Annotated in this window: 20 protein-coding genes, 1 pseudogene and 1 riboswitch; of the genes and pseudogenes, 10 read left to right on the top strand and 11 right to left on the bottom strand. The window is 39.9% G+C overall.

All coding sequences use genetic code 11. The features are described from left to right. Positions 1-151: 151 nt before the first annotated feature. Both gnd and zwf read right to left on the bottom strand, forming a co-directional pair. A complete protein-coding gene (gnd, locus tag JOC74_RS16430; protein WP_053605891.1) occupies positions 152-1,054 on the bottom strand; it encodes a phosphogluconate dehydrogenase (NAD(+)-dependent, decarboxylating) in 903 nt (300 codons plus the stop codon). A gap of 136 nt (positions 1,055-1,190) precedes the next feature. After that, positions 1,191-2,642 carry a glucose-6-phosphate dehydrogenase gene (gene zwf / locus JOC74_RS16435; protein ID WP_053606225.1) on the bottom strand — a complete coding sequence of 484 codons (1,452 nt, stop codon included), beginning with the start codon at positions 2,640-2,642 and terminating at the stop codon, positions 1,191-1,193. Positions 2,643-2,843: 201 nt separating this feature from the next. Here zwf and JOC74_RS16440 point away from each other — a divergent pair, with 201 nt between their 5' ends. Beyond that, positions 2,844-3,206, top strand: a complete 363-nt coding sequence (locus JOC74_RS16440) for a winged helix-turn-helix transcriptional regulator (protein WP_053605890.1) — start codon at positions 2,844-2,846, stop codon at positions 3,204-3,206. A 482-nt stretch (positions 3,207-3,688) separates the two neighbouring features. Here the strand turns inward: JOC74_RS16440 and JOC74_RS16445 are convergent, their stop codons facing one another. Next, entirely contained in the window at positions 3,689-4,357 is a 669-nt protein-coding gene (locus tag JOC74_RS16445) for a GNAT family N-acetyltransferase (protein ID WP_053605889.1), read from the bottom strand. A gap of 9 nt (positions 4,358-4,366) precedes the next feature. Further along, positions 4,367-5,245: a carbon-nitrogen hydrolase family protein gene (locus tag JOC74_RS16450; protein WP_053605888.1), complete on the bottom strand. Its 879-nt coding sequence runs from the start codon at positions 5,243-5,245 to the stop codon at positions 4,367-4,369. Between the two features lie 511 nt (positions 5,246-5,756). Further along, a riboswitch (glycine riboswitch) is annotated at positions 5,757-5,863 on the top strand. A gap of 168 nt (positions 5,864-6,031) precedes the next feature. Here JOC74_RS16450 and glyA point away from each other — a divergent pair. The 9 genes from glyA (at position 6,032) to JOC74_RS16495 (ending at position 14,695) form a co-directional block, all read left to right on the top strand. Then, on the top strand, positions 6,032-7,282 hold the full coding sequence (gene glyA, locus JOC74_RS16455) for a serine hydroxymethyltransferase (RefSeq protein WP_053605887.1): 1,251 nt from the start codon (positions 6,032-6,034) through the stop codon (positions 7,280-7,282). Between the two features lie 15 nt (positions 7,283-7,297). After that, positions 7,298-7,810, top strand: a complete 513-nt coding sequence (locus JOC74_RS16460; protein WP_211086228.1) for a serine dehydratase beta chain — start codon at positions 7,298-7,300, stop codon at positions 7,808-7,810. Next, positions 7,810-8,691 carry an L-serine ammonia-lyase, iron-sulfur-dependent, subunit alpha gene (gene sdaAA / locus JOC74_RS16465; protein ID WP_053605885.1) on the top strand — a complete coding sequence of 294 codons (882 nt, stop codon included), beginning with the start codon at positions 7,810-7,812 and terminating at the stop codon, positions 8,689-8,691. Before JOC74_RS16460 ends, sdaAA begins: the two co-directional genes overlap by 1 nt. A 14-nt stretch (positions 8,692-8,705) precedes the next feature. Continuing rightward, positions 8,706-9,821, top strand: a complete 1,116-nt coding sequence (gene gcvT / locus JOC74_RS16470) for a glycine cleavage system aminomethyltransferase GcvT (protein ID WP_053605884.1) — start codon at positions 8,706-8,708, stop codon at positions 9,819-9,821. Positions 9,822-10,077: 256 nt separating this feature from the next. Then, positions 10,078-10,473: a glycine cleavage system protein GcvH gene (gene gcvH / locus JOC74_RS16475; RefSeq protein ID WP_053605883.1), complete on the top strand. Its 396-nt coding sequence runs from the start codon at positions 10,078-10,080 to the stop codon at positions 10,471-10,473. A 1-nt stretch (position 10,474) separates the two neighbouring features. Next, entirely contained in the window at positions 10,475-11,827 is a 1,353-nt protein-coding gene (gene gcvPA, locus JOC74_RS16480) for an aminomethyl-transferring glycine dehydrogenase subunit GcvPA (RefSeq protein ID WP_053605882.1), read from the top strand. Continuing rightward, positions 11,820-13,304 (top strand): aminomethyl-transferring glycine dehydrogenase subunit GcvPB, encoded by a 1,485-nt coding sequence (gcvPB, locus tag JOC74_RS16485; protein WP_053605881.1) that lies wholly within the window; start codon positions 11,820-11,822, stop codon positions 13,302-13,304. Before gcvPA ends, gcvPB begins: the two co-directional genes overlap by 8 nt. Positions 13,305-13,474: 170 nt before the next feature. Further along, complete coding sequence (lipA, locus tag JOC74_RS16490; protein ID WP_053605880.1) at positions 13,475-14,353, top strand: lipoyl synthase; 879 nt, start codon at positions 13,475-13,477, stop codon at positions 14,351-14,353. A 39-nt stretch (positions 14,354-14,392) separates the two neighbouring features. Beyond that, positions 14,393-14,695 carry an iron-sulfur cluster biosynthesis family protein gene (locus JOC74_RS16495; RefSeq protein WP_053605879.1) on the top strand — a complete coding sequence of 101 codons (303 nt, stop codon included), beginning with the start codon at positions 14,393-14,395 and terminating at the stop codon, positions 14,693-14,695. A gap of 465 nt (positions 14,696-15,160) precedes the next feature. On the opposite strand, the pseudogene JOC74_RS16500 reads toward JOC74_RS16495, so the two are convergent. From JOC74_RS16500 to solA, 7 genes and pseudogenes are all read right to left on the bottom strand, one after another. Next, positions 15,161-15,651: pseudogene (locus JOC74_RS16500) on the bottom strand (redoxin domain-containing protein). Between the two features lie 57 nt (positions 15,652-15,708). Then, a complete protein-coding gene (locus JOC74_RS16505) occupies positions 15,709-16,632 on the bottom strand; it encodes a glycine betaine ABC transporter substrate-binding protein (RefSeq protein WP_053605878.1) in 924 nt (307 codons plus the stop codon). Between the two features lie 31 nt (positions 16,633-16,663). Next, positions 16,664-17,527 (bottom strand): ABC transporter permease, encoded by an 864-nt coding sequence (locus JOC74_RS16510; protein ID WP_053605877.1) that lies wholly within the window; start codon positions 17,525-17,527, stop codon positions 16,664-16,666. Beyond that, the gene (locus JOC74_RS16515) at positions 17,524-18,783 is read right to left on the bottom strand and encodes a quaternary amine ABC transporter ATP-binding protein (protein ID WP_053605876.1); all 1,260 of its coding nucleotides are present in this window, start codon (positions 18,781-18,783) and stop codon (positions 17,524-17,526) included. Before JOC74_RS16515 ends, JOC74_RS16510 begins: the two co-directional genes overlap by 4 nt. Positions 18,784-18,935: 152 nt before the next feature. Next, a complete protein-coding gene (locus tag JOC74_RS16520) occupies positions 18,936-20,303 on the bottom strand; it encodes an MFS transporter (protein WP_225970303.1) in 1,368 nt (455 codons plus the stop codon). 388 nt (positions 20,304-20,691) lie between these two features. Beyond that, complete coding sequence (locus tag JOC74_RS16525; protein ID WP_053605875.1) at positions 20,692-21,840, bottom strand: aromatic ring-hydroxylating oxygenase subunit alpha; 1,149 nt, start codon at positions 21,838-21,840, stop codon at positions 20,692-20,694. Positions 21,841-21,902: 62 nt separating this feature from the next. After that, on the bottom strand, positions 21,903-23,054 hold the full coding sequence (gene solA, locus JOC74_RS16530) for an N-methyl-L-tryptophan oxidase (RefSeq protein ID WP_053605874.1): 1,152 nt from the start codon (positions 23,052-23,054) through the stop codon (positions 21,903-21,905). Between the last annotated feature and the right edge of the window lie 8 nt (positions 23,055-23,062).

Raw genomic sequence — 23,062 nt, forward strand, 5'->3', positions numbered from 1 at the left:
CCCTTTAGGAAGTATCCCCATTAGTGTACTGACACGCGTCCTTTTTTAATCGAATGCTTGGAGTTCGTTACCTTCCATAGTGAGCAGTAACTACTTACTGAAAACCTTCTCTTCTTAAACAATCTTTTAAAACAAATATTGTCACAATCGTTTATCGTATTCTCACTTTTTCTACAGCATGTCCTCCGAATTCATTACGTAGAGCAGCTACTACTTTTCCTGTAAAGGTATCAACTTCCAAAGAGCGGTAACGCATTAATAGGGACAAAGCAATAACAGGCGTGGCTGTTTGTAGATCGAGAGCTGTTTCAACAGTCCATTTCCCTTCACCTGAAGAATGCATAATCCCTTTTATTTCTTCTAATTTTTCATCTTTAGAAAAGGCCCGCTCTGTTAACTCCATGAGCCATGAACGAATCACTGACCCATTGTTCCATACTCTTGCCACTTTTTCGTAGTCATAATCAAATTCGCTTTTCTCTAAAACATCAAACCCTTCACCAATAGCAGCCATCATCCCATATTCAATCCCATTATGGACCATTTTTAGAAAGTGACCGCTTCCTGCTTTTCCTGCATATAAATATCCGTTTTCTATTGCAGTGTCACGGAAAATAGTTTCTACAACATTCCAAGATTCAGGATCGCCACCAACCATGTAACAAGCTCCGTTACGGGCACCTTCCATCCCGCCGGATGTTCCAACATCCATAAAGCTAACACCATATTGCTTTAACCGATTGTACCGGTTAATGGATTCCTTGTAGTGAGAATTCCCTGCTTCAATGACGATGTCCCCATTATTTAATAATGGCGTAAGTTCATTAATCACTGAATCAACAACTGTATGGGGAACCATTAACCAAAGAACTCTTGGCTGCTCTAATGATTGAACAAGCTCTAACAAACTAGAAGTACCTTTAGCTCCGTACTTTTCCATTTCTTCTACAGCCCGTTGATTTAGATCAAAAGCCGTGACTTCATGCTTAAGATCAATTAAATTCTTACCTATGTTCAATCCCATTTTTCCTAAACCGATTAAACCGACCTTCATATTGACGTCTCCTTTAAGTAGTTTTATAAAAAGATTTTTGGCTTTTTTGTCATTCATCTTTTTTCTAGGAATTATCTATGGTTAACAGTAAAACAACTTTTTGCCCTTTAACATCCAGCCCTTCACATCCAAGAATTTAGTCCCACCAAATAAAACCATCCTCTTGCAATAAATGATGTGAAGCTTCAGGACCCAATGAGCCTGAACGGTAGGGATGAAGCGGAAGGAGATTTTCCCCAAATGCTTCGAGGACCGGCTGTACCCATTCCCACGATAGTTCAACTTCTTTCCAATGTGCAAAGAACCTTGAATCACCGCGGAAAGCATCGAGCAACAAAAGTTCATAGGCCTCTGGCATATCATTAGAATTAGCTGAAAAATTTACAGTGATAGGCTCAATTTGATTCGTTAATGAGTTTTTCATATTTAATTGCAGTGAAACACATTCGTGCGGACTAATTTGGATGATTAGAAGGTTAGGAGCTATTGCATTTTGTTGAGACATATCTTCCGATGCGTTTTTGAATTCAATTACGATGCGTGTTGATTTTTCCTTCATTCTTTTTCCTGTACGGATATAGAATGGGACCCCGCTCCAAAAACGATCATCAATCCATAAACGAGCAGCAATGAAAGTATCATTTGTTGAATAATCCCCAATTCCAGGCTCCTCTGTATATCCAACAACCGCTTTGCCATCAATTTCGCCTGAGGAATATTGCCCGCGTATAACATTTGTTAGGACACTTTCCTTCTCTAAAGGCCTAAGAAACTCCATAATTTTTCTCTTCTCATTCCTAATCTCTTCGGCATTGATGTTGTTAGGGAGATGCATTGCGATCATCATTAGAAGCTGTAGCAAATGGTTTTGAAACATATCTCGGACGGCCCCTGCATGGTCGTAATAATCGGCTCTATCTTCTACTCCAACTGTCTCACTTGCCGTAATTTGCACATTGGCAATGTGCTGATTATTCCATAACGCTTGAAGCACAGGATTAGCAAATTCTAATACCTTAAGGTTTTGGATCATGGGCTTTCCAAGATAATGGTCTATGCGATAAATCTCCTCTTCTTCAAATGCCCGGCTTAATTTTTCGTTTAGCTCTAAAGCTGAATTTAGATCATGTCCAAATGGCTTTTCTATAATGAGGCGTTTCCATCCTTTTTTAGGGCTTAACCCACTTTCGTTAATATTTGAGGTAATGACATCCACAAACTCCGGTGCAACCGATAAATAAAACATGCGGTTTTCAGGGATATGTAATTGCCCTTCGCGTCTTTCAATAATTTCAAGTAAACTTTTATAATCTTCATTCTTTGTTACGTCCAAGGAACAATATCGAAATGCATCAAGAAACTTTTCCATTTTGGAAGTATCGTTGATTGAACGCCTAGAGAATGTTTTAACTGATTGTTCAACATGGGTTTGAAATGAATAGTGAGACCATACTCTTCTTCCTAAACCTATAATCGAAAATGCATCAGGCATCTTGTCATTAATAAACAAATTATATAAAGCAGGAAAGATTTTCCTTTTAGCCAAATCCCCTGTTGCCCCAAACAAAACAAAGGTCATAGAATCCAATTCCATCGTCTTTATGACATCAAGAGCATTCTTATCAATTGGAATAGTTGAAGTATTCACTCGATTTCCCTCCTATGTTTTTTTCCTCTTGTTAGAACTAAGTATACTGTTTATAATAATTATGTGTAAGTACACACTTTATTTTTACATAGTGTCTAAAAGTATACTTTGATTAAGATGAATAAATAGGGAGGGGAACTAATGGGGCATCTTTGTAATAAGACGTTTAACTGTGAAAAGGAATTAACACTTGCTGTTATTGGTGGAAAATGGAAAATGTTGATTTTATGGCATTTAGGCAAAGAGGGAACAAAGCGCTTTAACGAGCTAAAATCTCTCATACCGAGTATCACTCAAAGAATGCTTGTAAACCAATTGAGAGAATTAGAAGAAGACCTTATTATTCATCGTGAAGTCTATCCCGTTGTACCTCCTAAAGTAGAATACTCACTGACTGAACAAGGAAAAACCCTACTGCCCATTCTCGAATCAATGTACCAATGGGGTAAAAACTACATGGAAACTAACATGAAAATCGAGGAAAAAAACGAATCTATACAATAGAACTACTTGAGTTAAATTATAGGATGGCCAAACACACCACGTGCAGCAACTTTTTTATAAGATTGTTGCATGTGGTATTTTAATGTTTCTTCTTACCTAATTCCTTTATGCTTCCCTCCCCTGCAAAAGCAGCCACTGACTGAATCAATTGTTCTACATCATGTCATCTCTTTTTTTCTTCTTCACAAACGCCATCTTTCATGGTTTCAGATTTTTTCTGTGGGTGATCCTGCCCTCATTCACTTAATCGTTCCAGGCAATTTTTCTTAGCTATTTTAGATTCTGTATAAAATTATATTTTTTATTAATTCGACTTTTTATGAAAGGAGTCAGACATCAAATAAGCTGCCGCCAACGCCCCTTCTTAGATACCACACCGTGCACAACTTTTTGGCAAAGTACGTAAAAAAAGCTGTTGAAAATATTTTTCAACAGCCTGACAATTAAAAAATTTTTTTTATAAAGACTCCTTCTCAAAATATTCATGTATAAAAAGGATTTCTCCACTCCATTAGTGTTCCGTAATTACATGATTCTTGGTCCTCTAAATAATTAGCTATTACTTGAATTGGGGTGCGGCCACAACGAAGCAAAAATGTAATTACCGGATCCTTTAATTCGCCTTTTATGACAGCTTCTAGGTATTGCTCTGGCGTCATTTCCTTTGCTTTTTTATAATATCCCGGCATTCTTCCACCACCTAACAGCCGTTCCAGTTGCTTATATATAACAACGTCATACATGGATGACATCAGCCATTTCCCCAAACCTAATTTCCGGAAGGAGGGACGTACGCCAATATCAACAACATAGAGCGTATTGCCATTTGGGTTATGGTTTCGAATATATCCATTATCTGTGATTTCTTCCCATGTATGTTCAGGATTAGTTGGATCAAAATCAACCAACAAAGCGGTTATTGAGCCGGCAATTTCTCCATTAACCTCTATACACAAAGCTCCTTCGGAAAACAAGGTAACATGGTTTTTCAACTGTTCTGTTTTCCACCATAATTCAGACGGGAAAGGAGGAGGAAAACTTTCTTTCTGAATAAGAATTAAGTCAGGAAAGTCTTTTTCTTCATAATTTCGGATTACTGCAGGAATGGGATGATTCTGGTCAAATACGAAAAAATCCTTGAAATATGCCATACTTCCTCCTTACGCTTGGATAACAGATTCTTTTTCCCAATCTGGATAAAGATCAATACGTCGATCACGCCACGTGGTCACCGAGCCATTTTCCCGAACTTGATATAACAGTTCTAAATCAAGATCTGTAGTCACAACCATATCTTCATTAACCTCTCCTTCTACTAGGATGCCACGAGGAGGAAAGGGGATATCATTTGGTGTAATCACAGCCGCTTGTCCGAAGTTCGCTCTCATAAAATCTACAGTAGGAAGAGAGCCCACTGTACCAGTGGAGACAACATAGACTTGGTTTTCGACTGCCCTCGCATGGCTGGTGTAACGGACACGGTAGAACCCATGACGATCATCTGTACAAGAAGGACAGAAAATAATATCGGCCCCCTTCGCTTTTGCCATTCGAACAACTTCTGGAAATTCAATGTCGTAGCAGGTTAAGATGGAGATTCTTCCTTTTTTAGTCTCAAACACTTCTAGGCTTTCACCAGGAGTCATGTTCCATTCTGCCAATTCAGTTGGAGTGATATGAAGCTTTGCTTGTTCCTCTATTCTTCCATCTGGATAGAATAAATGGGCAACATTATATAAACGCCCCCCTCTATTAATGACATGTGTTCCTCCAATAATATGTATCTGGTTTTTTATCGCCAAACTCATAAATAAAGAACGATACTGATCAGTAAAATGTGGGATATCCTGGATGGTCAAGGGTTGACCTAGTTGGTTGCCTATGGACATGAGTTGAGTTGTGATAAATTCAGGAAATAGGACAAAATCAGCTCCGAATTCTTCTGCCGTTTTAACATAGTGTTCCACTTGATTTGCGAATTCATCAAAACATTGTATGGTATGAAGATGATATTGAACTGCCGAGACTCTTAGTTTCATAAGCTCCTCCTTCTTCTTACAATTATTCCGGTAAAATTTCTTTGCATCTATATTATGATTTAGTGATGTAAATATTATTAGAAAAACAATAACCTTTAACAAGTACGCACATTTGTTTTACTTAGTAACAAAAAATACACTAAAGGAAATCGTTGTGAAAATATCGACGATAATTTAAATCGAAAAATAGTCAATCCATTCATTCGATTCCCTCCTATTTTCTATAACGCTTCACATTCTTCAAATTAAAAAACTCTGTGAGTCTATCTAACAACTTAGTATAAATATCATTAACTAATCTTTACTTTAAAATATACAAGTTGCTAATTCTACTAACGGAGATTAGGAAGAAAGGTAAAGTATGATCTTTTAAATGCAAGTTAACTTAATTTGTTAGTAAATACATATCGCGGATGACAGTTGTGGGAGAGTGCAAATTTTAAAGCCGCCGAAGGAGCAAGTTCCAAAAAGACCCTTGGAACAAATCTCTCAGGTAGATGGGACCACAAGTGGACGCAACTCTGGAGAGCGCGTATATAGTATGACGCCACCAAAGGGGAAGACTCTATGAAAAATGAATGGAGTTAAACTCTCAGGTAAAAGGACAGAGAAGGGTAGAGACGCTACACTACCCTTCTCTGTCTTTTTTTGTATGCAAAAAAGTTTTCACAGAAAAGTAAGTCAGTAGCAAGAAAGAATGTTAGTGTCTCTAACTATACTAATATCTTCAAGTTATAGTTTGGTACAGCCAATGGAATCTAAACAAAATTTCAAGGAGGAGTAAAAATGGGTTTACGACAAAATGATTCCACCATTTTTGAAGCCATTGAGAAGGAGCGACATCGTCAACATCAAACACTGGAGTTGATCGCATCAGAAAACTTCGTAAGCGAAGATGTATTAGAAGCAATGGGAAGCGTGATGACAAATAAATATGCAGAAGGCTATCCAGGGAAGCGTTACTATGGCGGATGCGAATTTGTTGATGTGGCAGAACAAGCGGCTATTGAGCGCCTAACCAAGCTGTTTGGTGCCAAATATGCAAATGTCCAGCCACACTCGGGTGCACAAGCAAACCTTGCTGTTTTTTATGCATTGCTTCAGCCTGGTGATAAAGTGATGGGAATGAATCTTTCACATGGTGGCCACTTAACTCATGGAAGCCCTGTCAGCATTTCAGGAAAATGGTTTGAGATTGTGTCCTATGGCGTAAGAAAAGATACTCACTTGATAGATTTCGATGAGCTGAAAGCCATGGCGAAAAAAGAGAAACCAAAATTGATCATTGCAGGAGCAAGCGCCTACTCAAGAACGATTGATTTTACACGCTTTAGGGAAATTGCAGATCAAGTTGGAGCCAAACTCATGGTGGATATGGCTCATATTGCAGGACTTGTCGCAGCAGGTCTTCACCCATCTCCAGTACCATATGCGGATGTGGTGACAAGTACGACGCATAAAACATTGAGAGGGCCGCGCGGCGGTATCGTTTTAACAAATGATGAGGAGATTATGAAAGATATTAATAGAGCCGTGTTCCCAGGGATTCAAAGTGGACCGTTAATGCACATCATTGCAGCCAAGGCGGTTGCCTTCAACGAAGCTTTGCAGCCAAGTTTTAAGGCTTATGCCCAACAAATCATGGAAAACGCAGTAACACTTGGCGAAACATTAAAGAAAGAAGGGGCAACGCTTGTCTCTGGAGGCACTGATAATCATATTGTCCTTTTAGATGTGCGTCCGTGGAACTTAACAGGAAAAGAAGCAGAGAAATTATTAGAAGAAGCGGGTATTACCGTCAATAAAAACACGATTCCATATGATCCTGAAAGTCCGTTTGTCACAAGCGGGATTCGTATGGGAACAGCAGCTTTAACAACTCGTGGCATGAAGCAGGATGAAATGGTGAAGATTGGGAAAGTGATCGCTGCTGTTCTAAAAAGCAAAGGAGACATAGAAGTTCTTGAACAAGCAAAAGAAACGACTAAAGCGATTTGTGGGTCATATCCGTTATTTCAACAGCTAATCACTGTATAAGAAGGAGGCATCGTCATGGAATATCAAAGTTGTTTTGATATAATCGGCCCAATTATGGTGGGACCGTCGAGCTCTCATACGGCAGGTGTCGTGTCAATCGGAAAATTTATTCATGACCTGTTAGGCGGTTGTCCAGAGGAGGCTAATATTGTATTTTACGATTCCTTCTCTGAAACTTATCAAGGACATGGAACGGATAAAGCACTGCTTGGTGGATTGCTTGGAATGGATGCAGATGATCCACGAATTAAACAATCCTTAGAATCGGCAAAAGAGCATGGAATGCAGTACTATTTGGAGTTTGAAGACAGATGCGTCTATTTTGACCACCCAAATACAACAATCGTGACAGTCAAACGCGGTGATTGCATTGTAAAAGTTGGCGGTGTATCACTTGGGGGTGGCCTATCTAAAATCTTTATGATTGACGAAGAGATGATAGATATTCGTCTAAGCGCTAGTGATGACTTTGGAGATATTGCCAATCAGTATCAACTAAGTAAGAAATTACTTATGGAGGAAATGTAATGGAAGTAAAATCCATGGTGGAGTTGATTGAAGCTTGTGAGCGTGAGCAAAAAACCATTGGTGAAATGATGCTGATGATGGAAGTGAAAAAGTCAGGAAAAGACGAAGAAACCATTATCAACATGATGGAAGAGCGATTGATCAAAATGAAAGAAGCCGTTGATAGTGGGATGAACGATGCCTCGACTGCACCAAGTGGTATTTCCGGCGGGGATGCTGTGAAAATGTATGACTACATCAATCAAGGAAAAACGCTGTCAGGAAATTATATTAGTGATGCAATGACTTTCTCCCTGGCAACCTCTGAAAGCAATGCACGAATGGGCGTTATTGTGGCTACTCCAACAGCTGGAGCAGCCGGTATTTTGCCCGGTGTATTATTTTCATTGCATAAAAATGAGGGTGCCTCTTATAAAGACTTAGTCATGGGCTTGTTTACGGCTAGTATGCTTGGTTTTGTGATTGCGAATCGTTCCTTTATTTCAGGAGCAGCCGGGGGGTGTCAAGCAGAAGTAGGATCTGCAGCGGCTATGGCTGCGGGGACAATCGTAGAGCTAAAAGGAGGTACACCAAAACAAGCCGTGAATGCGACAGCAATTTCCATGAAATCACTATTAGGTTTAGTCTGTGACCCAGTTGCCGGTCTTGTTGAAGTACCTTGCATAAAGCGAAATGCGATTGGCACATCGATTGCCTTTTCAGCTGCAGATTTATCTCTTGCTGGTGTGGAAAGCCGAATTCCATGTGATGAAGTCATTGAAGCGATGTATAGGATTGGAAAAGATATGCCTCGAACACTTCGGGAAACGGCACTTGGCGGTCTCGCCATGACCGAAACAGGTAAAAAGGTAAAAGAACAGTTATTTTGTAAAAGATTTTAATCGGAGGTGAATTAATGAGCACAGGAACAGTATTAAAGCGAACACCGCTTTTTGAAAAATATATAAAATACGGTGCAAAGGTCATTAATTTTTGCGGATGGGAACTTCCGGTACAGTTTTCAAGCATCTTAGAAGAGCATGAGGCTGTCCGAAAGGAAGCAGGACTCTTTGATGTCTCTCATATGGGAGAAGTGCTTGTTGAAGGTAAAGGTGCGGAGAGTTATATTAATCACCTTGTAACAAACGATGTAACAAAACTGAGTATCAATCAGGCACAATATACAGCTATGTGTTATCCGGACGGTGGTACAGTCGATGACTTGGTTGTTTACAAGTTAGCGAATGAAAAGTACCTACTTGTGATTAATGCAGCAAACATTGAAAAAGATTACGAGTGGATGGAGCTACATCTAAGAGGAGACGTGACGCTTCATAATATTTCAAGTGACCTTGCACAGCTTGCTATCCAAGGTCCAAAGGCAGAAGGCATCTTACAAAAGTTAACGGCAACAGACTTAACTGAAATTGGTTTTTTCCGCTTTGCTCAACATACCAATCTAAATGGGATTACAGATGTGCTTATATCCCGAACAGGTTACACAGGGGAGGACGGTTTTGAACTTTATTTGGCAGCGGATAAAGCAGAAGCACTTTGGGATAATCTTCTAGAAGTGGGAAAGGAAGATGGCTTAAAACCATGTGGACTTGGTGCGCGTGACACTCTTCGCTTTGAAGTACGTCTTGCGCTGTATGGCCAAGAACTCACAAATGAAATTAGTCCGCTTGAAGCAGGAATCGGTTTTGCCGTTAAAACGAACAAAGAAAGTCATTTTATCGGCAAAGACATCCTTACGGCTCAAAAAGAAGAAGGGTTAAAACGGAAATTAGTTGGGATTGAAGTAACAGGAAGGGGCATACCTCGTCATGGTTACAAAGTATTCTCAGCGGGTGAAGAGGAGATCGGCTTTATTACATCCGGTACCCATTCCCCGTCTCTAAAGAAAAACTTAGGTCTTGCAATCATATCGGCGGAACATGCTGAAGCCGGGACGCAGCTAAAAGTTGAAATCCGTAATAAGATGATTGATGCCATTGTTGTCAAAGCGCCATTCTATAAAAATGGTTCTTGAAATTTTTAATAGGATTAGAAAGTCTCTCTTTTTTAACGAGTTCATGTGTCTAGCTCCAAGCGTAATCGACTCTCGGATCTAGCCAAACGTTTGTTGACACTTAAGGACGCCTTACGCTTTTCTTAATAGAGTCATAGGATAATATTCAGGGATTTCAAGTCACCTTACATGCAGTCATGTGAAAGAAAAAATCTCTCGAATAATTTTATAAATAATCATAATTTTACAAAAAGATATTATGAAAGGAATAAAAATAATGACAAATACGACAGCAAACTTACTATACAGCAAGGAACATGAGTGGGTATTACAATTAGACGGAAATCGAGTACGAATCGGAATCACTGATTATGCACAAAAGCAGTTAGGAGATATCGTCTTTGTTGAAAACCCTGCAGTCGATGATAAAGTAACAGCTGATGAATCCATGGGAACAGTTGAATCAGTTAAAGCAGTTTCTGAACTTTACGCTCCAGTATCAGGTTCGGTTCTTCGCGTAAACGAGGAACTGTACGATACTCCTGAGACGATCAACGGACAGCCATATGAAGAAGGTTGGTTAGTAGAAGTAGAAATATCCAATCCGGAAGAGTTAGAATCGCTTTTAAATGAGGATGAATATCAAGCATTTATTAATGAAGGAGAGGCATAAGATGACCAATACTTATAGATACCTTCCTGATACGAAACAAGATCAAGAGGAGATGCTCGCTCTTTTGAATATTTCTTCCATAGATGAGTTATTTGAAGATATTCCATCTGACATTCGGTTAGATGGTGAGCTCAACATTCCGAAAGCTGTTCCTGAATCGCTTCTTTTGAAAAAAATGCATGGACTTTCTTCACGAAACAAAAATGCCAATCACTATCCGACTTTTCTCGGTGCCGGTACATATGATCATTACATTCCAAGTGTAGTAAATCATATGATTTCACGTTCCGAATTTTATACAGCGTATACTCCCTATCAACCAGAAATCAGCCAAGGTGAGTTACAAGCCATTTTTGAGTTTCAAACCATGGTTTGTGAGCTGACAGGAATGGATGTAGCCAATTCTTCGATGTACGACGGCTTTACTTCACTTGCAGAAGCTGCATCACTTGCCGTTGCCTCAACAAGACGTTCAAGAGTGCTTGTATCAAAGGCCGTTCATCCTGAATCCCGTGCCATTTTAAATACGGTAGCAGATGGACAAGGGTTTACAGCGGATGAAGTGAATCTTGCTGCTGATGTTACAGACTTGGAAAAGCTGCAAGAACAAATTGAAAAGGACACTGCTGCCGTCATTGTTCAATACCCGAACTTCTTTGGTTCCATTGAAGATTTATCATATATAAAGAAAATTACGGAGGCAAAAGGAGCACTTTTCATCGTCAGTGCCAACCCACTGGCATTAGCGCTTCTGCAGGCACCAGGTAAACTCGGGGCCGATATAGTTATCGGTGATATGCAACCTTTAGGAATACCAATGGCCTTTGGCGGTCCACACTGCGGGTATTTTGCGGTTCATCAAAAATTTATGCGCAAAGTACCCGGTCGTATTGTAGGACAAACGAAAGATGAGCAAGGAAACCGTGGATTCGTGTTAACATTGCAAGCACGTGAACAGCATATTCGCCGCGATAAAGCGTCGTCAAATATTTGTTCCAACCAAGCTTTAAATGCTCTTGCCTCTTCTATTTGTATGGCAGCACTCGGAAAGCAAGGAATTCGTCAAATGGCACAGCTGAATGTTGAGAAAGCTGATTACATGGCAAAGTCCCTACAAAGGAAAGGATTTATTATTGTGAATCAGGCACCATTTTTTAATGAATTTGTGGTGGAACTTCCCCATCCAGTCAAGGAAGTCAATGAAAAACTTCTTGAAGCAGGAATCATCGGAGGATTTGACTTAGGAAGTGATTACGGCGTTGATAATCAAATGCTCATTGCAGTGACTGAACAGCGAACAAAAGAAGAGATTGACAAATTTGTAGAGGTATTGGAGGCGATTGTAAATGGTTGAATATAAAGAGCTAATCTTTGAAATCAGTCGTCCAGGGCGTGTGGGGTCAAGTCTTCCGGAAAGTGACGTGGAAAGCATTGATTTAAATGATAAATTTCCGAAACATTTGATTCGTGATCTACCAGCCGAGCTCCCGGAAGTATCAGAGCTTCAGCTTGTGCGCCATTATACAGCACTTTCTAATAAAAACCACGGAATCGATAATGGTTTCTACCCGCTTGGTTCTTGTACGATGAAATACAACCCGAAAATTAATGAAGACGTGGCACGTTTCGAGGGCTTTAGCCGTATCCATCCGTATCAGCCAGCTGAAACGGTACAAGGGGCATTAGAGCTTTTATATGAATTACAGGAAGAGTTGGCTGAGATCACAGGCATGGATTCGGTGACATTACAGCCTTCTGCAGGGGCTCAAGGGGAATGGACCGGTTTAATGATGGTAAAGGCTTATCTTGAGCAAAAAGGAGAAAAAAGAACAAAGGTACTGGTTCCGGACTCAGCACACGGTACAAATCCTGCAAGTGCAACCGTTGCCGGTTTTAAAACGGTCACTATTCCATCCAATGAAAATGGTTTGGTGGATTTAGAAGAATTAAAGAAGCACGTTGACGATGATACAGCCGCATTGATGTTAACTAACCCTAATACACTTGGATTGTTTGAAAAAGAAATTGTGGAAATCGCTAAAGTTGTTCATGAAGCAGGTGGCTTATTATACTATGATGGCGCAAATGCTAATGCAATTTTAGGAAAAACAACACCAGGTAAAATGGGCTTTGACATCGTGCATTTAAATCTTCATAAGACGTTTACCACGCCTCATGGCGGCGGCGGCCCGGGCGCCGGTCCAGTCGGTGTGAAAAAAAAGCTCCTTCCGTATTTACCAGTGCCACGTATAGAAAAAGATGGTAAGAAATATGTGCTGAATTCTACTTATCCGCTATCAATCGGCCGTGTGAAAGGGTATTATGGAAACTTTGGTATTTTGGTTCGTGCGTATACCTATATACGCACAATGGGGCCAGATGGACTACGTCAAGTATCTGAAGGTGCAGTGCTTCATGCGAACTATCTTCGTAAAAAGCTTGAGCCGTATTTTGAAGCACCGTATTCGCAAATTTGCAAGCACGAATTTGTGTTATCTGGTTCCAGACAGAAAAAGCTGGGTGTAAGAACACTTGATATGGCAAAACGTCTACTTGATTTTGGCTATCATCCGCCAACGATCTACTTCCCTTTAAATGTAGAGGAATGTTTAATGATTGAACCGACCGAAACAGAGTCAAAAGAAACCATGGATGCCTTTGCAGATGTTATGATTCAAATTGCCAAAGAAGTGGAAGAAAATCCTGGTGTCGTATTAGAGGCGCCGCATACAACAGTCATTGGCCGATTGGATGAAGTGCGAGCAGCTAGACAACCAATCTTGCGTTATACAAAAGAGGAAGCAGCAGAGAAAGAAACCGCAAAAGCATAAACTACTTTTTGGGTTGAAAATGAATCACCAGGAATGGAGGTAAAGAGAAACATATTTTCTCGCTTGTTCATTCTTGGTGGTTTTAAATAAATCAACGTCAATACTGGATAGATATCATATGCGTGACTGGTTTCAGTCGATTTTATGGTCCGCACTTAGGAGTGAATGATATGACCACCGATTATGTTCGTAAACCAGAATGGCTCAAAATTAAATTAAATACGAATGAACAATATATAGGATTTAAAAAAATGATGCGCGAAAAAAAGCTCCATACGGTCTGTGAAGAAGCGAAATGTCCTAACATTCATGAATGTTGGGCTGTACGTAAAACGGCAACCTTTATGATTTTAGGAAGTGTATGCACACGTGCTTGCCGATTCTGTGCGGTTCAAACAGGGCTTCCGACAGAGCTTGATTGGGAAGAGCCGGAACGTGTGGCAGAATCAGTGGAACAGATGGGCTTAAAGCATGTCGTGATTACGGCTGTTGCCCGAGATGATCTAAAAGACGGTGGGGCTCGAGTTTTTGCGGAAACGGTACGGGCAGTGAGGCACCGCAATCCGTTTTGCAGCATTGAAGTCCTTCCATCTGATATGAATGGGGAACTTGACAACTTAAAAATATTAATGGATGCAAGACCAGACATATTAAATCACAACATTGAAACTGTGAGACGCTTATCACCGTCAGTTCGTGCACGTGCAACATATGAACGTTCACTTGAGTTTTTGAGACGCGCAAAACACATAAACGCCATTATTCCAACGAAATCAAGTATTATGATTGGTCTGGGAGAAACCAAAGAAGAAATCATGGAAACGATGGATGACCTTCGGGCTAACGATGTTGACATTATGACAATAGGTCAATATTTGCAGCCGACCAAACGTCATTTGAAAGTACAAAAATATTGGAATCCACAAGAATTTAAGGAATTGAAGGAAATTGCATTGTCAAAAGGGTTTAGCCACTGTGAAGCAGGTCCACTCGTTCGTTCTTCCTACCATGCTGATGAACAGATTCAAGCAGCGAAAGCGAATGTGTAATCAGGTAAGATAAGACATTGGTGAGAAGGAGAGGATTCAATGGTTATAACATTAACAGAGACAGCAATGGACAAGCTACAAGCAATAGAGTTGAAGGAGGAACAATTTCTTCGGATTGACGCTGATATAGCAGGCGGCTGCGGACTATCTGTCAAATTTGCGATTGTTCTTGATAAACCGCGCTGCAACGATACAGTTATTGAATGTGATGGAATTCAATTTCGAATGGATCGTTTTACTAAACGTTATTTAGATGAAGAGGTCCAAATTGATTATACAGATGAACGTGGCTTTCTTATTGGAGAAATCTTAACTTCAAGTGCATGTGCAGGGGGCAAATAAGTACGTTCTCATAGATTCTAAGCAGGAGAAAGACAAGCAATTCAGTATGTTCTATGCAGCAGACAATATAATATAAACGAAGATTGCGGAGGGTGAGGACATTGGCAGGAATGGAGATCGTATCAAATTTCAATTCCCGCTCTTAATGAAGACCCTCAGATTCCGGAAATCACCATTAAGAATTTTCGTAATTTCCCCATTGGATTTATCCACCTTTCAATATAAACGTTTATTCTTATAAAAGTGAAGATCTAATTATATAAAAGAGCATATCAAGTGTTGAACGACCACTAGATACGCTCTTTTTTTATTCTCTATTAAAACGAAAGATACTCTGAAATCAAGAAATCAGCAGGCAGCTAAGTTTCATGCAGCGTACTTGGTTGCTTGCTGATTCCTTAATTCACATAGAGTAATAAATTAAAGCTATTCCTTTTTGTCTCTACTACAAGATAAACAAGCACCTTAGTTTCTTAATAATTCTGTCTTACTGTCTCCTTTGATTAACTCTTGGTTATTATCATTTAATACACGTTCAATGCGTTTACGAAGCATTTTCATACCACTCCCTCCGGCTTGAAAATGACGAAGCTTTCCTTCTTTATCAAATACGTAGTAAGCTGGAACGTACTTATTTTCAAATACATCCGTTAATTTAAGTTCACTGTCTACCAAAATAGGCTGTATAATATCATGCCCCAGCGCCATTGCTTTAATCACATTTAGATCCAAGTCATCTTCTGATCGAGGCATATGAACTGCTACAACATTCAAGTGATCCGTATATTCATCGCGTAGTTTATTTATATCCGTCATAGCTTCTTTACATAAAAGCAGCTTACAGACCAGAAATGAATTAATGTTACTTTTTCTCCAACCAATTGTTCTTTTGTTATTTCTCCATTAATCCAGGAAGTGCCACCTGTTAACTCTGGCATTTGTTCTCTTAACTTCATAATTCCATCCCTCCTCTAAGTTTTTTATGCTTAATTTTAAATACACTTTTACAATCATTACTCCACCCAAGCTTTTGCCACACTTCTATTCTTAGAAATCCATTTTTTTACGCCTTCTGCTTCAATTGTGGAATTTTTAATCTCAGATTCTAGCTTCGCTAACTGATCTGAGGTAATTGTAAACTCTCCAAGCCATTTAGCGACTTCAGGGTAATCTGCTGAGAATTCTTTGCGGCTAACCGCTTGAAGCTCTTCAGCTCCGTTTGGATTCATAAGTTTTTTAGGGTCGTCTAAATAACGCAGATTGTATTTTTCGAATGCCCAGTGAGGACGCCATAATGTAACCACAATCGGTTCTTTATTCGATACAGCTTTGTCCAGTTCTGCTAACATAGCTGGTGTACTGCTTCCAACTAAAGCCCAATCATTTAATCGATAACCAGGTAATGCTTTTCTACTGACGCCCATTAAACCGGCCCCCGGTTCAATCCCGATGATTTTTCCTTTTAATTTATCCTTATAGTTCTTTAAATCTTCTATTGATTGCACATCTAAATAGTCAGGTACCGCTAGTCCGTTATCCGCTTGATCATACCACGTTCCCAGCACTTCCAAATCATCACCAAACTTATCCATATAAGAGCCGTGTGTAGACGGCATCCAAACATCTAAAAATAGATCAACATTTCCTTGGGCCATTCCAGAGAAGATAGGGGCGACATCTGCCTGAACAGCTTTAACCTTGTATCCTTTTTTCTCTAACAACTCTTTCCATAAAAAAGTGACAGCTACATCTTCATCCCATGGTATGTATCCAATAGTTATTTCCTTTTCCTTATTTCCCCCTTTATTTGACTTACCCTGGTCCGTATCTGTTTCTGTATTGCTCGTACTACTACTATTACTACTCCCACATGCCGTTACAAACACCATCATTAATATGGTTGTAATAATAATGAAAAGTTTTTTTGTTTGTTTCAATGAAATATCACTCCTATCCGTTCTGTTTTTCCTATTGAATGCCCCTTTTTTTCTGAGCAGCAAGATGTGTCATTCTATCCAAAATAATCGCGATAATCACAACAGAAATACCTCCAATAAAACCTAATCCAACATTTAGCATACTAATACTTCTTAATACCTCTGCTCCTAAACCACCTGCTCCGACCATTGATGAAATAACGACCATGGAAAGAGACAACATAATGACTTGATTTACACCGGACATAATCATTGGCAAAGCTAAGGGTAACTGCACTTTGATTAACTTTTGCCATTCTGTTGCTCCAAATGCTTCGGCTGCTTCCACAGTCGTTTTCGGAACTTGTTGAAGACCTAATAACGTTAATCGTACAGCCGGAGGCATCGCAAAAATACAAGTAGCAATAAGAGCTGTTGCGTTCCCTAACCCGAACAGAAGAACAGCGGGTATTAAATAAACGAAAGCAGGCATTGTTTGCATAATATCGAGCGAAGGATTTACCACCGCTCTCACCCTGTCAAAACGATAGGATAGAATACCTAACGGAACACCGAAGAGAAGAGAAATCATGGTAGAGGCTAAAACGAGAGACAATGTAAGCATAGATGCCTCCCATAAATTTAAGCTTATAATGAGGAGCAATCCTAAACCTGTAAAAACAGCTATTTTCCAGTTCGTTAACCAGCCGGCAAGCGCCACAAGAATGATTACCATTACTAACGGAGACGGGGTCGTTAATAGCCATTCAAGCCCCCCAATTACAATTGTCATGGTGTCATTTATTACATTAAATACCCCCGAAAAACGATTTGTCACAAAATCTACTAAATTATTAGCCCATTGATCTAGAGGAATACGAGGTATAAACGAAGAAGTCATAGTTATCTTTGTCATCTTTGTACCCCCTCCATTTGATAAGAGTCAAAATCTTGCTCCTCATCCCCTTTTATTTGCTCTGTTAAACTCGCAATCAGTGTACTTTGTGTGATCATTCCTTCTAAACGGTTTTGATAATCAACAACCGCTACTGGAAGATCGTTGTTTATAAATAGAGGGAGAGTTTCTCTTAAAGGAACATCCAGATGAACACGATGCATTTGGTTTTCCACTTTTCCTATTAAACTTTGTTTATGAAACTCAACTAGTTCTGCTACTTCGTGAATGTTTAAAATACCTAATAAATGGTGCCGTCTATCTAGAACAAAAATGTTTGATAGTTTGTTTGTTTTCATTCTCCGTAATACAACTTGCGGTGACTCGTTTTCATATGCAAAAACTTCAACAGGTGTCATGGCACTCTTTGTCAGGCGAATTTTGCTGTAATCAACATCTTGTACAAGCTGTTTTACATAATCGGTTGCAGGCCGGCTCAAAATCTCTTCAGCTGTTCCAAGCTGTACAATTTCCCCATCTTTCATCACTGCCGCACGATGCCCTAAAGTGAGTGCTTCATCTAAATCATGAGTCACAAAAATAACGGTTTTTTGAATTTCTCCTTGAATATCAAGAAATAACTTTTGCATCTCTCGGCGAATAAGAGGATCCAGAGCTGAGAAAGGTTCATCCATTAGTAAGATTTCTTGGTTAGAGGCAAGCGCTCTTGCTAAGCCGACACGCTGCTGCATACCTCCTGATAATTCATAAATACGCTTATACGCCTGACCGTTCAATCCCACCAGCTCAAGCGCATCTTTCCCTTTTTTCTCTCTCACACCTGCAGGTACACCTTGCAGTTCTAAACCAAACGTAACATTATCAATCACTGTGCGATTTGGTAAGAGCCCGACGTTTTGGAAGACCATACCAATTTTGTTGCGTCTAACTTGCTGAAGCTGCCTATTAGCCATATGTGCAATATCGTCATTTTCAAGAAACACCATGCCTTCTGTTGGTTCGATAAGTCCATTTAAACATCTAAGCAATGTGGATTTTCCACTGCCAGACAGTCCAATTAACACAAATATTTCTCCCTTTTTTACTTCAAAATTAGCATCGAATATGGCAACAGTTGTTTTTGTTTCTTGTTCGACTTCATGCTTGCTTTGTCCTAACTTTCGTAGTTCAAGTGCTTGTTCCTTTTGACGTCCAAATACTTTTGAAACATTGGAGACACGAATGATGGGTTCTGCAAATCCGGATTCTCGTTGCATGTTTACTCTCCTCTCATAATAGCCTCTCGGCATTTGTTGATCCTTGATATTTTTGAATTTTTGTTCACTGCTTCCTCCTACTGTTGGAGCGTTAATTTCCCTTTTGATTTTATTAAATTCTCATTTATTCCAATAGCCTATTAAACAATCATTTATATAATCCCTGTCTTAGAATCAGGTTTATTGCTAAGTTTATCGTTAGATTTGTTTAAAGCACTTGTCTGTTCCAGAGTCATATTTCTGGTCTCTGGAGCCATCACTAACGAAATCAGAAACCCAGCAAAAAATAGGCCTGCACAAACATACAAAGTCATTTCCAACCCGTAATTAGCCAATATCATGGGAAACAAAAATGTACTCAGAGAGGCACCAATTCGACTCATGCCGGTGCCGAATCCTACAGCTGTTCCTCTAATCTTTGTCGGAAACAATTCATTCGGATAAATCCATTGGTGGATATTCATACTGGTGTTAAAAATACCGTAAATGACAAATAATGTAATACTGTAGGTAAATGACATCTGCCAGCTGGACGTTATTCCCAAAATCACTAAAATAATCGCAGAGACTAGAAAGGGCCAAATTAGCACCGGTCTCCTTCCAATTTTCTCCACCAAGTAGACAGCTGGTATTAATCCTACTAAATAGAAGAGGCTCATGATCGTAGAACCCAGATACTCCTTGTTTCCATCCGCAAATCCTAATTGCCCTAATACTTCAGGGATGAAGGTAGCAATCGCAAAGGCAGGAGCCACTTGAAGCGTCCAGAATAGGGCGATAAAGAGGGTCCATTTGCCATACCCATTTTTAAACATGTCCATAAATGACGTCTTTTCTTTAGCCTCGAAGGACTCGGAGAGGACCACATCTTTTCCAAAGATCCCTTGAATGATAGCGTTGGCTCCTTTTTCTTTTCCTTTACTTGCTAGCCAAAGAGGGGATTCTGGCATCTTTATGCGAGCCAGCAAAATAATGATGGCCGGAATGGCACTGCTTGCCAGCATCCAACGCCAGCTATCCTCACCCAGAGCCAACATCCAATACCCCACCAAGAAGGACATGCCGTAGCCAACATACCATAGAGCGATTAGTCCACCAAGCAAGGCGCCACGGTGCTTACTAGGAGCAAACTCCGCCATATAAGTGGCGGAAATCGGATAATCAGCTCCAGCCGCGAATCCTAAAATAAAGCGTAAAATGACAAGCTGCATCGGGTCAGTCACAAAATACTGGGGAATCGAGGCAATTACAAAAATGGATAAATCGAGAATAAACATCTTCTTTCGTCCAATAAGATCCGTTAAATATCCCCCCAGTATTCCACCAAAAAACATGCCAACATACATAGCCATTGCTATCATACCGACTACGGTTAACGACATATCAAACTGGGGTTGTAAAACGGCCAAGGCTACTGCGATAATGCCAATGATGTACCCGTCAATAAAGGCTCCCCCGCCCGTGTAGAAGAACATTTGAAAGTGAAATTTACCTAAAGGCATTTCTTCCAGTGTACGCACTTCATAATCCCCCCTCCATTATTCTAATATTAATAAATTCATCTCCTTTTCATCCTCCCATTTTTCCAATTACACGAAGTTTCCCTTGACTAAATAATGTCAATAAATCATAACTTCCTGCCTTGGAGTGTGTACAAGTTGAATCCACCAAATGGGGAACACACCTACGAGCGCGTCTGTCACATCTCCATTTAAAATAGAGTTTCAGCAGTACATTCGTTCCATATGCGCTTTATTAAAAAGAAAGAATAAACTTTCCTCACCCCTTCTAAATAGATAATTTAAGACTGTATAGAGCATCTACTTAAAGAAACTAACTTTTTAAAAAAGGGTTTGACACGTATAGCTTTCGTCCATCTATAGCGAACATCGTGTCAAACCGGATTGATTATTCGACTTTCATGCCTATTGATTCTAAGACGAGATCGTAAAATTTGGAAACGTGTTGTTCAATCGGTACTAAAATCCCGCCATTCTTGTATGATCTTGATCCCATGTTTTCTTGACACCACTCGCACGCTTCAAAATCTTGCATATTGACACGATGGAACAATTCAACAGCATCTGCTGGATCAAAATCTGGCTTTTCAATTTCTTCCGGATCAAATAACCATTCACAAATAACTTTCGATTTCTCCGGACTAATTGGAAGGATACGATGAATAATGACATGATCCGGTGTTAAGTTAATGAATACGAGTGGAAGAATCGTTATGCCATAATATAAACGATCATCTTCTGGAAGTAAGCCTTTTAACATCGCTCTGCTACCTTTGCCGCTTATTGAGAAAGCTTCCAGCTCATCATTAAATTTGGCTGCTCCACTGACTGTATTTTGTGTACCAATGCCTGAACGGAATTCCGGAAGAGTCGCTGTTAATTCAGGATGAATAGAAGAGCAATGATAACATTCTTGGAAATTTTCCACGATGAGCTTCCAATTTGCCGCTACCTCGTACTCTTTACGATGAGCGACTTTTAAATTTTGAATTTGATATCGACTAAATGTAGCAAGGTCGCCAAAACGGTCAAATATTTGTGTATCTAATTGTTGTTCAACCGGCAGTGGATTTTCAGATAGGTTCAGCCAAATCATTCCATGCCATACTTGGAGATGCACTGGCTCTAAGCCATAGTTTTCATTGTTAACTAACTCTTCACGGCACTCAGTTGTATTTGGAACTCCAAGCAAGGAACCATCAAGACCATAACTCCAAGAATGATAAGGACAGCGAATAATTCCCGTTTTGCCACAAGGGTTATTGCATAGTGTCGCTCCACGATGGCGGCACACATTTAAGAACGCACGAAGAACATTGTCTTTTCCTCTGATAATTAGAATATTTTCGTTCTGCACCTTTGTTGTAATATAATGACCCGACTTCCCTACCTCATATTCAAAGCCAACAAAAGTCCATTTTTTTGTGAAAATATGCTCTTTTTCTAGTTCAAAAATTTCCGGAGATGTATAGAGATCCCCTTTTAATGTAGCCTGTAATTTTCCTGGATCACTTACTGTCGTCTGATTCATTTCCATCTTTTTTTCCTCCTTTATCCGCTTGGAAAGATTAAATAGAGCATCTATGGCTGATTCACAACTTACTGAAAAACAAAACGCTGGGGGCTGAATAAATCTATTGGGTGATTTGTTTGTCCATTAATCACTAAGTCTGCTAAAATCTCCCCTACAACACTCGCAAATTTAAATCCATGTCCGGAAAATCCAGCTGCGACTGCCACTTGCGGATAATCTGGATGATTGGAAATAACAAAATGTTCATCTGGTGTATTGGTATACATACATGTTTTCCCTTGTAAAAATCGACCATTTAACTGTGGAAGGCCTTGAGCAAGATACTCTCTAATCATTGCAACTTCATAGTCATACACAGTGCGGTCAATGGTTTCAGGTGTACAAGGTTTTCCCTTGCGAAAGAAAGCGACTTTTGCTCCTTCAGCACCTACTCCGAAAGAAGGAAAACCATATAACTGCACATTATCATCTGCTTCCCATACATAAATCGGTTGCTTCCCAACACGGAAAGGCTCTATTCCTCCTGTCGGCTCAAAGAACATTTGAATATGACGTTCAACTTGTAAGTTTACACCTATGTCTTTCAATAACTGGGGTGCCCAAGCCCCTGCCGAAATAATCATTTTCCCGGCTTCATATGTTCCATTATTTGTCACAACACGTACACCTTCACCAGAAGGGTGAGCTTCCCATGATTGAACAGCTTCAAAGAATCGGAGTTCAGCACCATGCTTCTCCGCTTGAAGAAGATGAGTATACACACTTAGTTCTGGTCGAACAAACCCAGCCTTTTCTTCATATAATGCAAGTGTGTTAGATGAAGGGGTGAAAACCGGGAAACGTCTGTGTATATCATTCGCTTCTAGAATCTCGTAAGAAAGATTCCACTGTTTGGAACTTTCAATACTGCCGGATACTGTTAAACTGTCAGGGGGTCCCATCATCAATCCCCCTGTAATAGTGAGAATTTCCTCTCCGCTTTCCCGTTCAATCTCATTCCATAATTCGTAGGCACGAAGTAATAAAGGAACATATGCAGGATCTTCAAAATAAGATTGTCGAATGATTCGTGAACCGCCATGACTTGACCCTTGGTCATGTGCCGGACCAAACTGTTCAAGTCCAAGTACCCGTTGACCTCTCTTTGCTAATTGGTATGCAGCTGTACTACCCATTCCTCCTAAACCGATAACTATGACATCATAATTGTTGGACATATCTATAC

Source organism: Bacillus capparidis (assembly GCF_017832095.1).
Taxonomy (GTDB): Bacteria; Bacillota; Bacilli; order Bacillales; family Bacillaceae; genus Bacillus; species Bacillus gobiensis.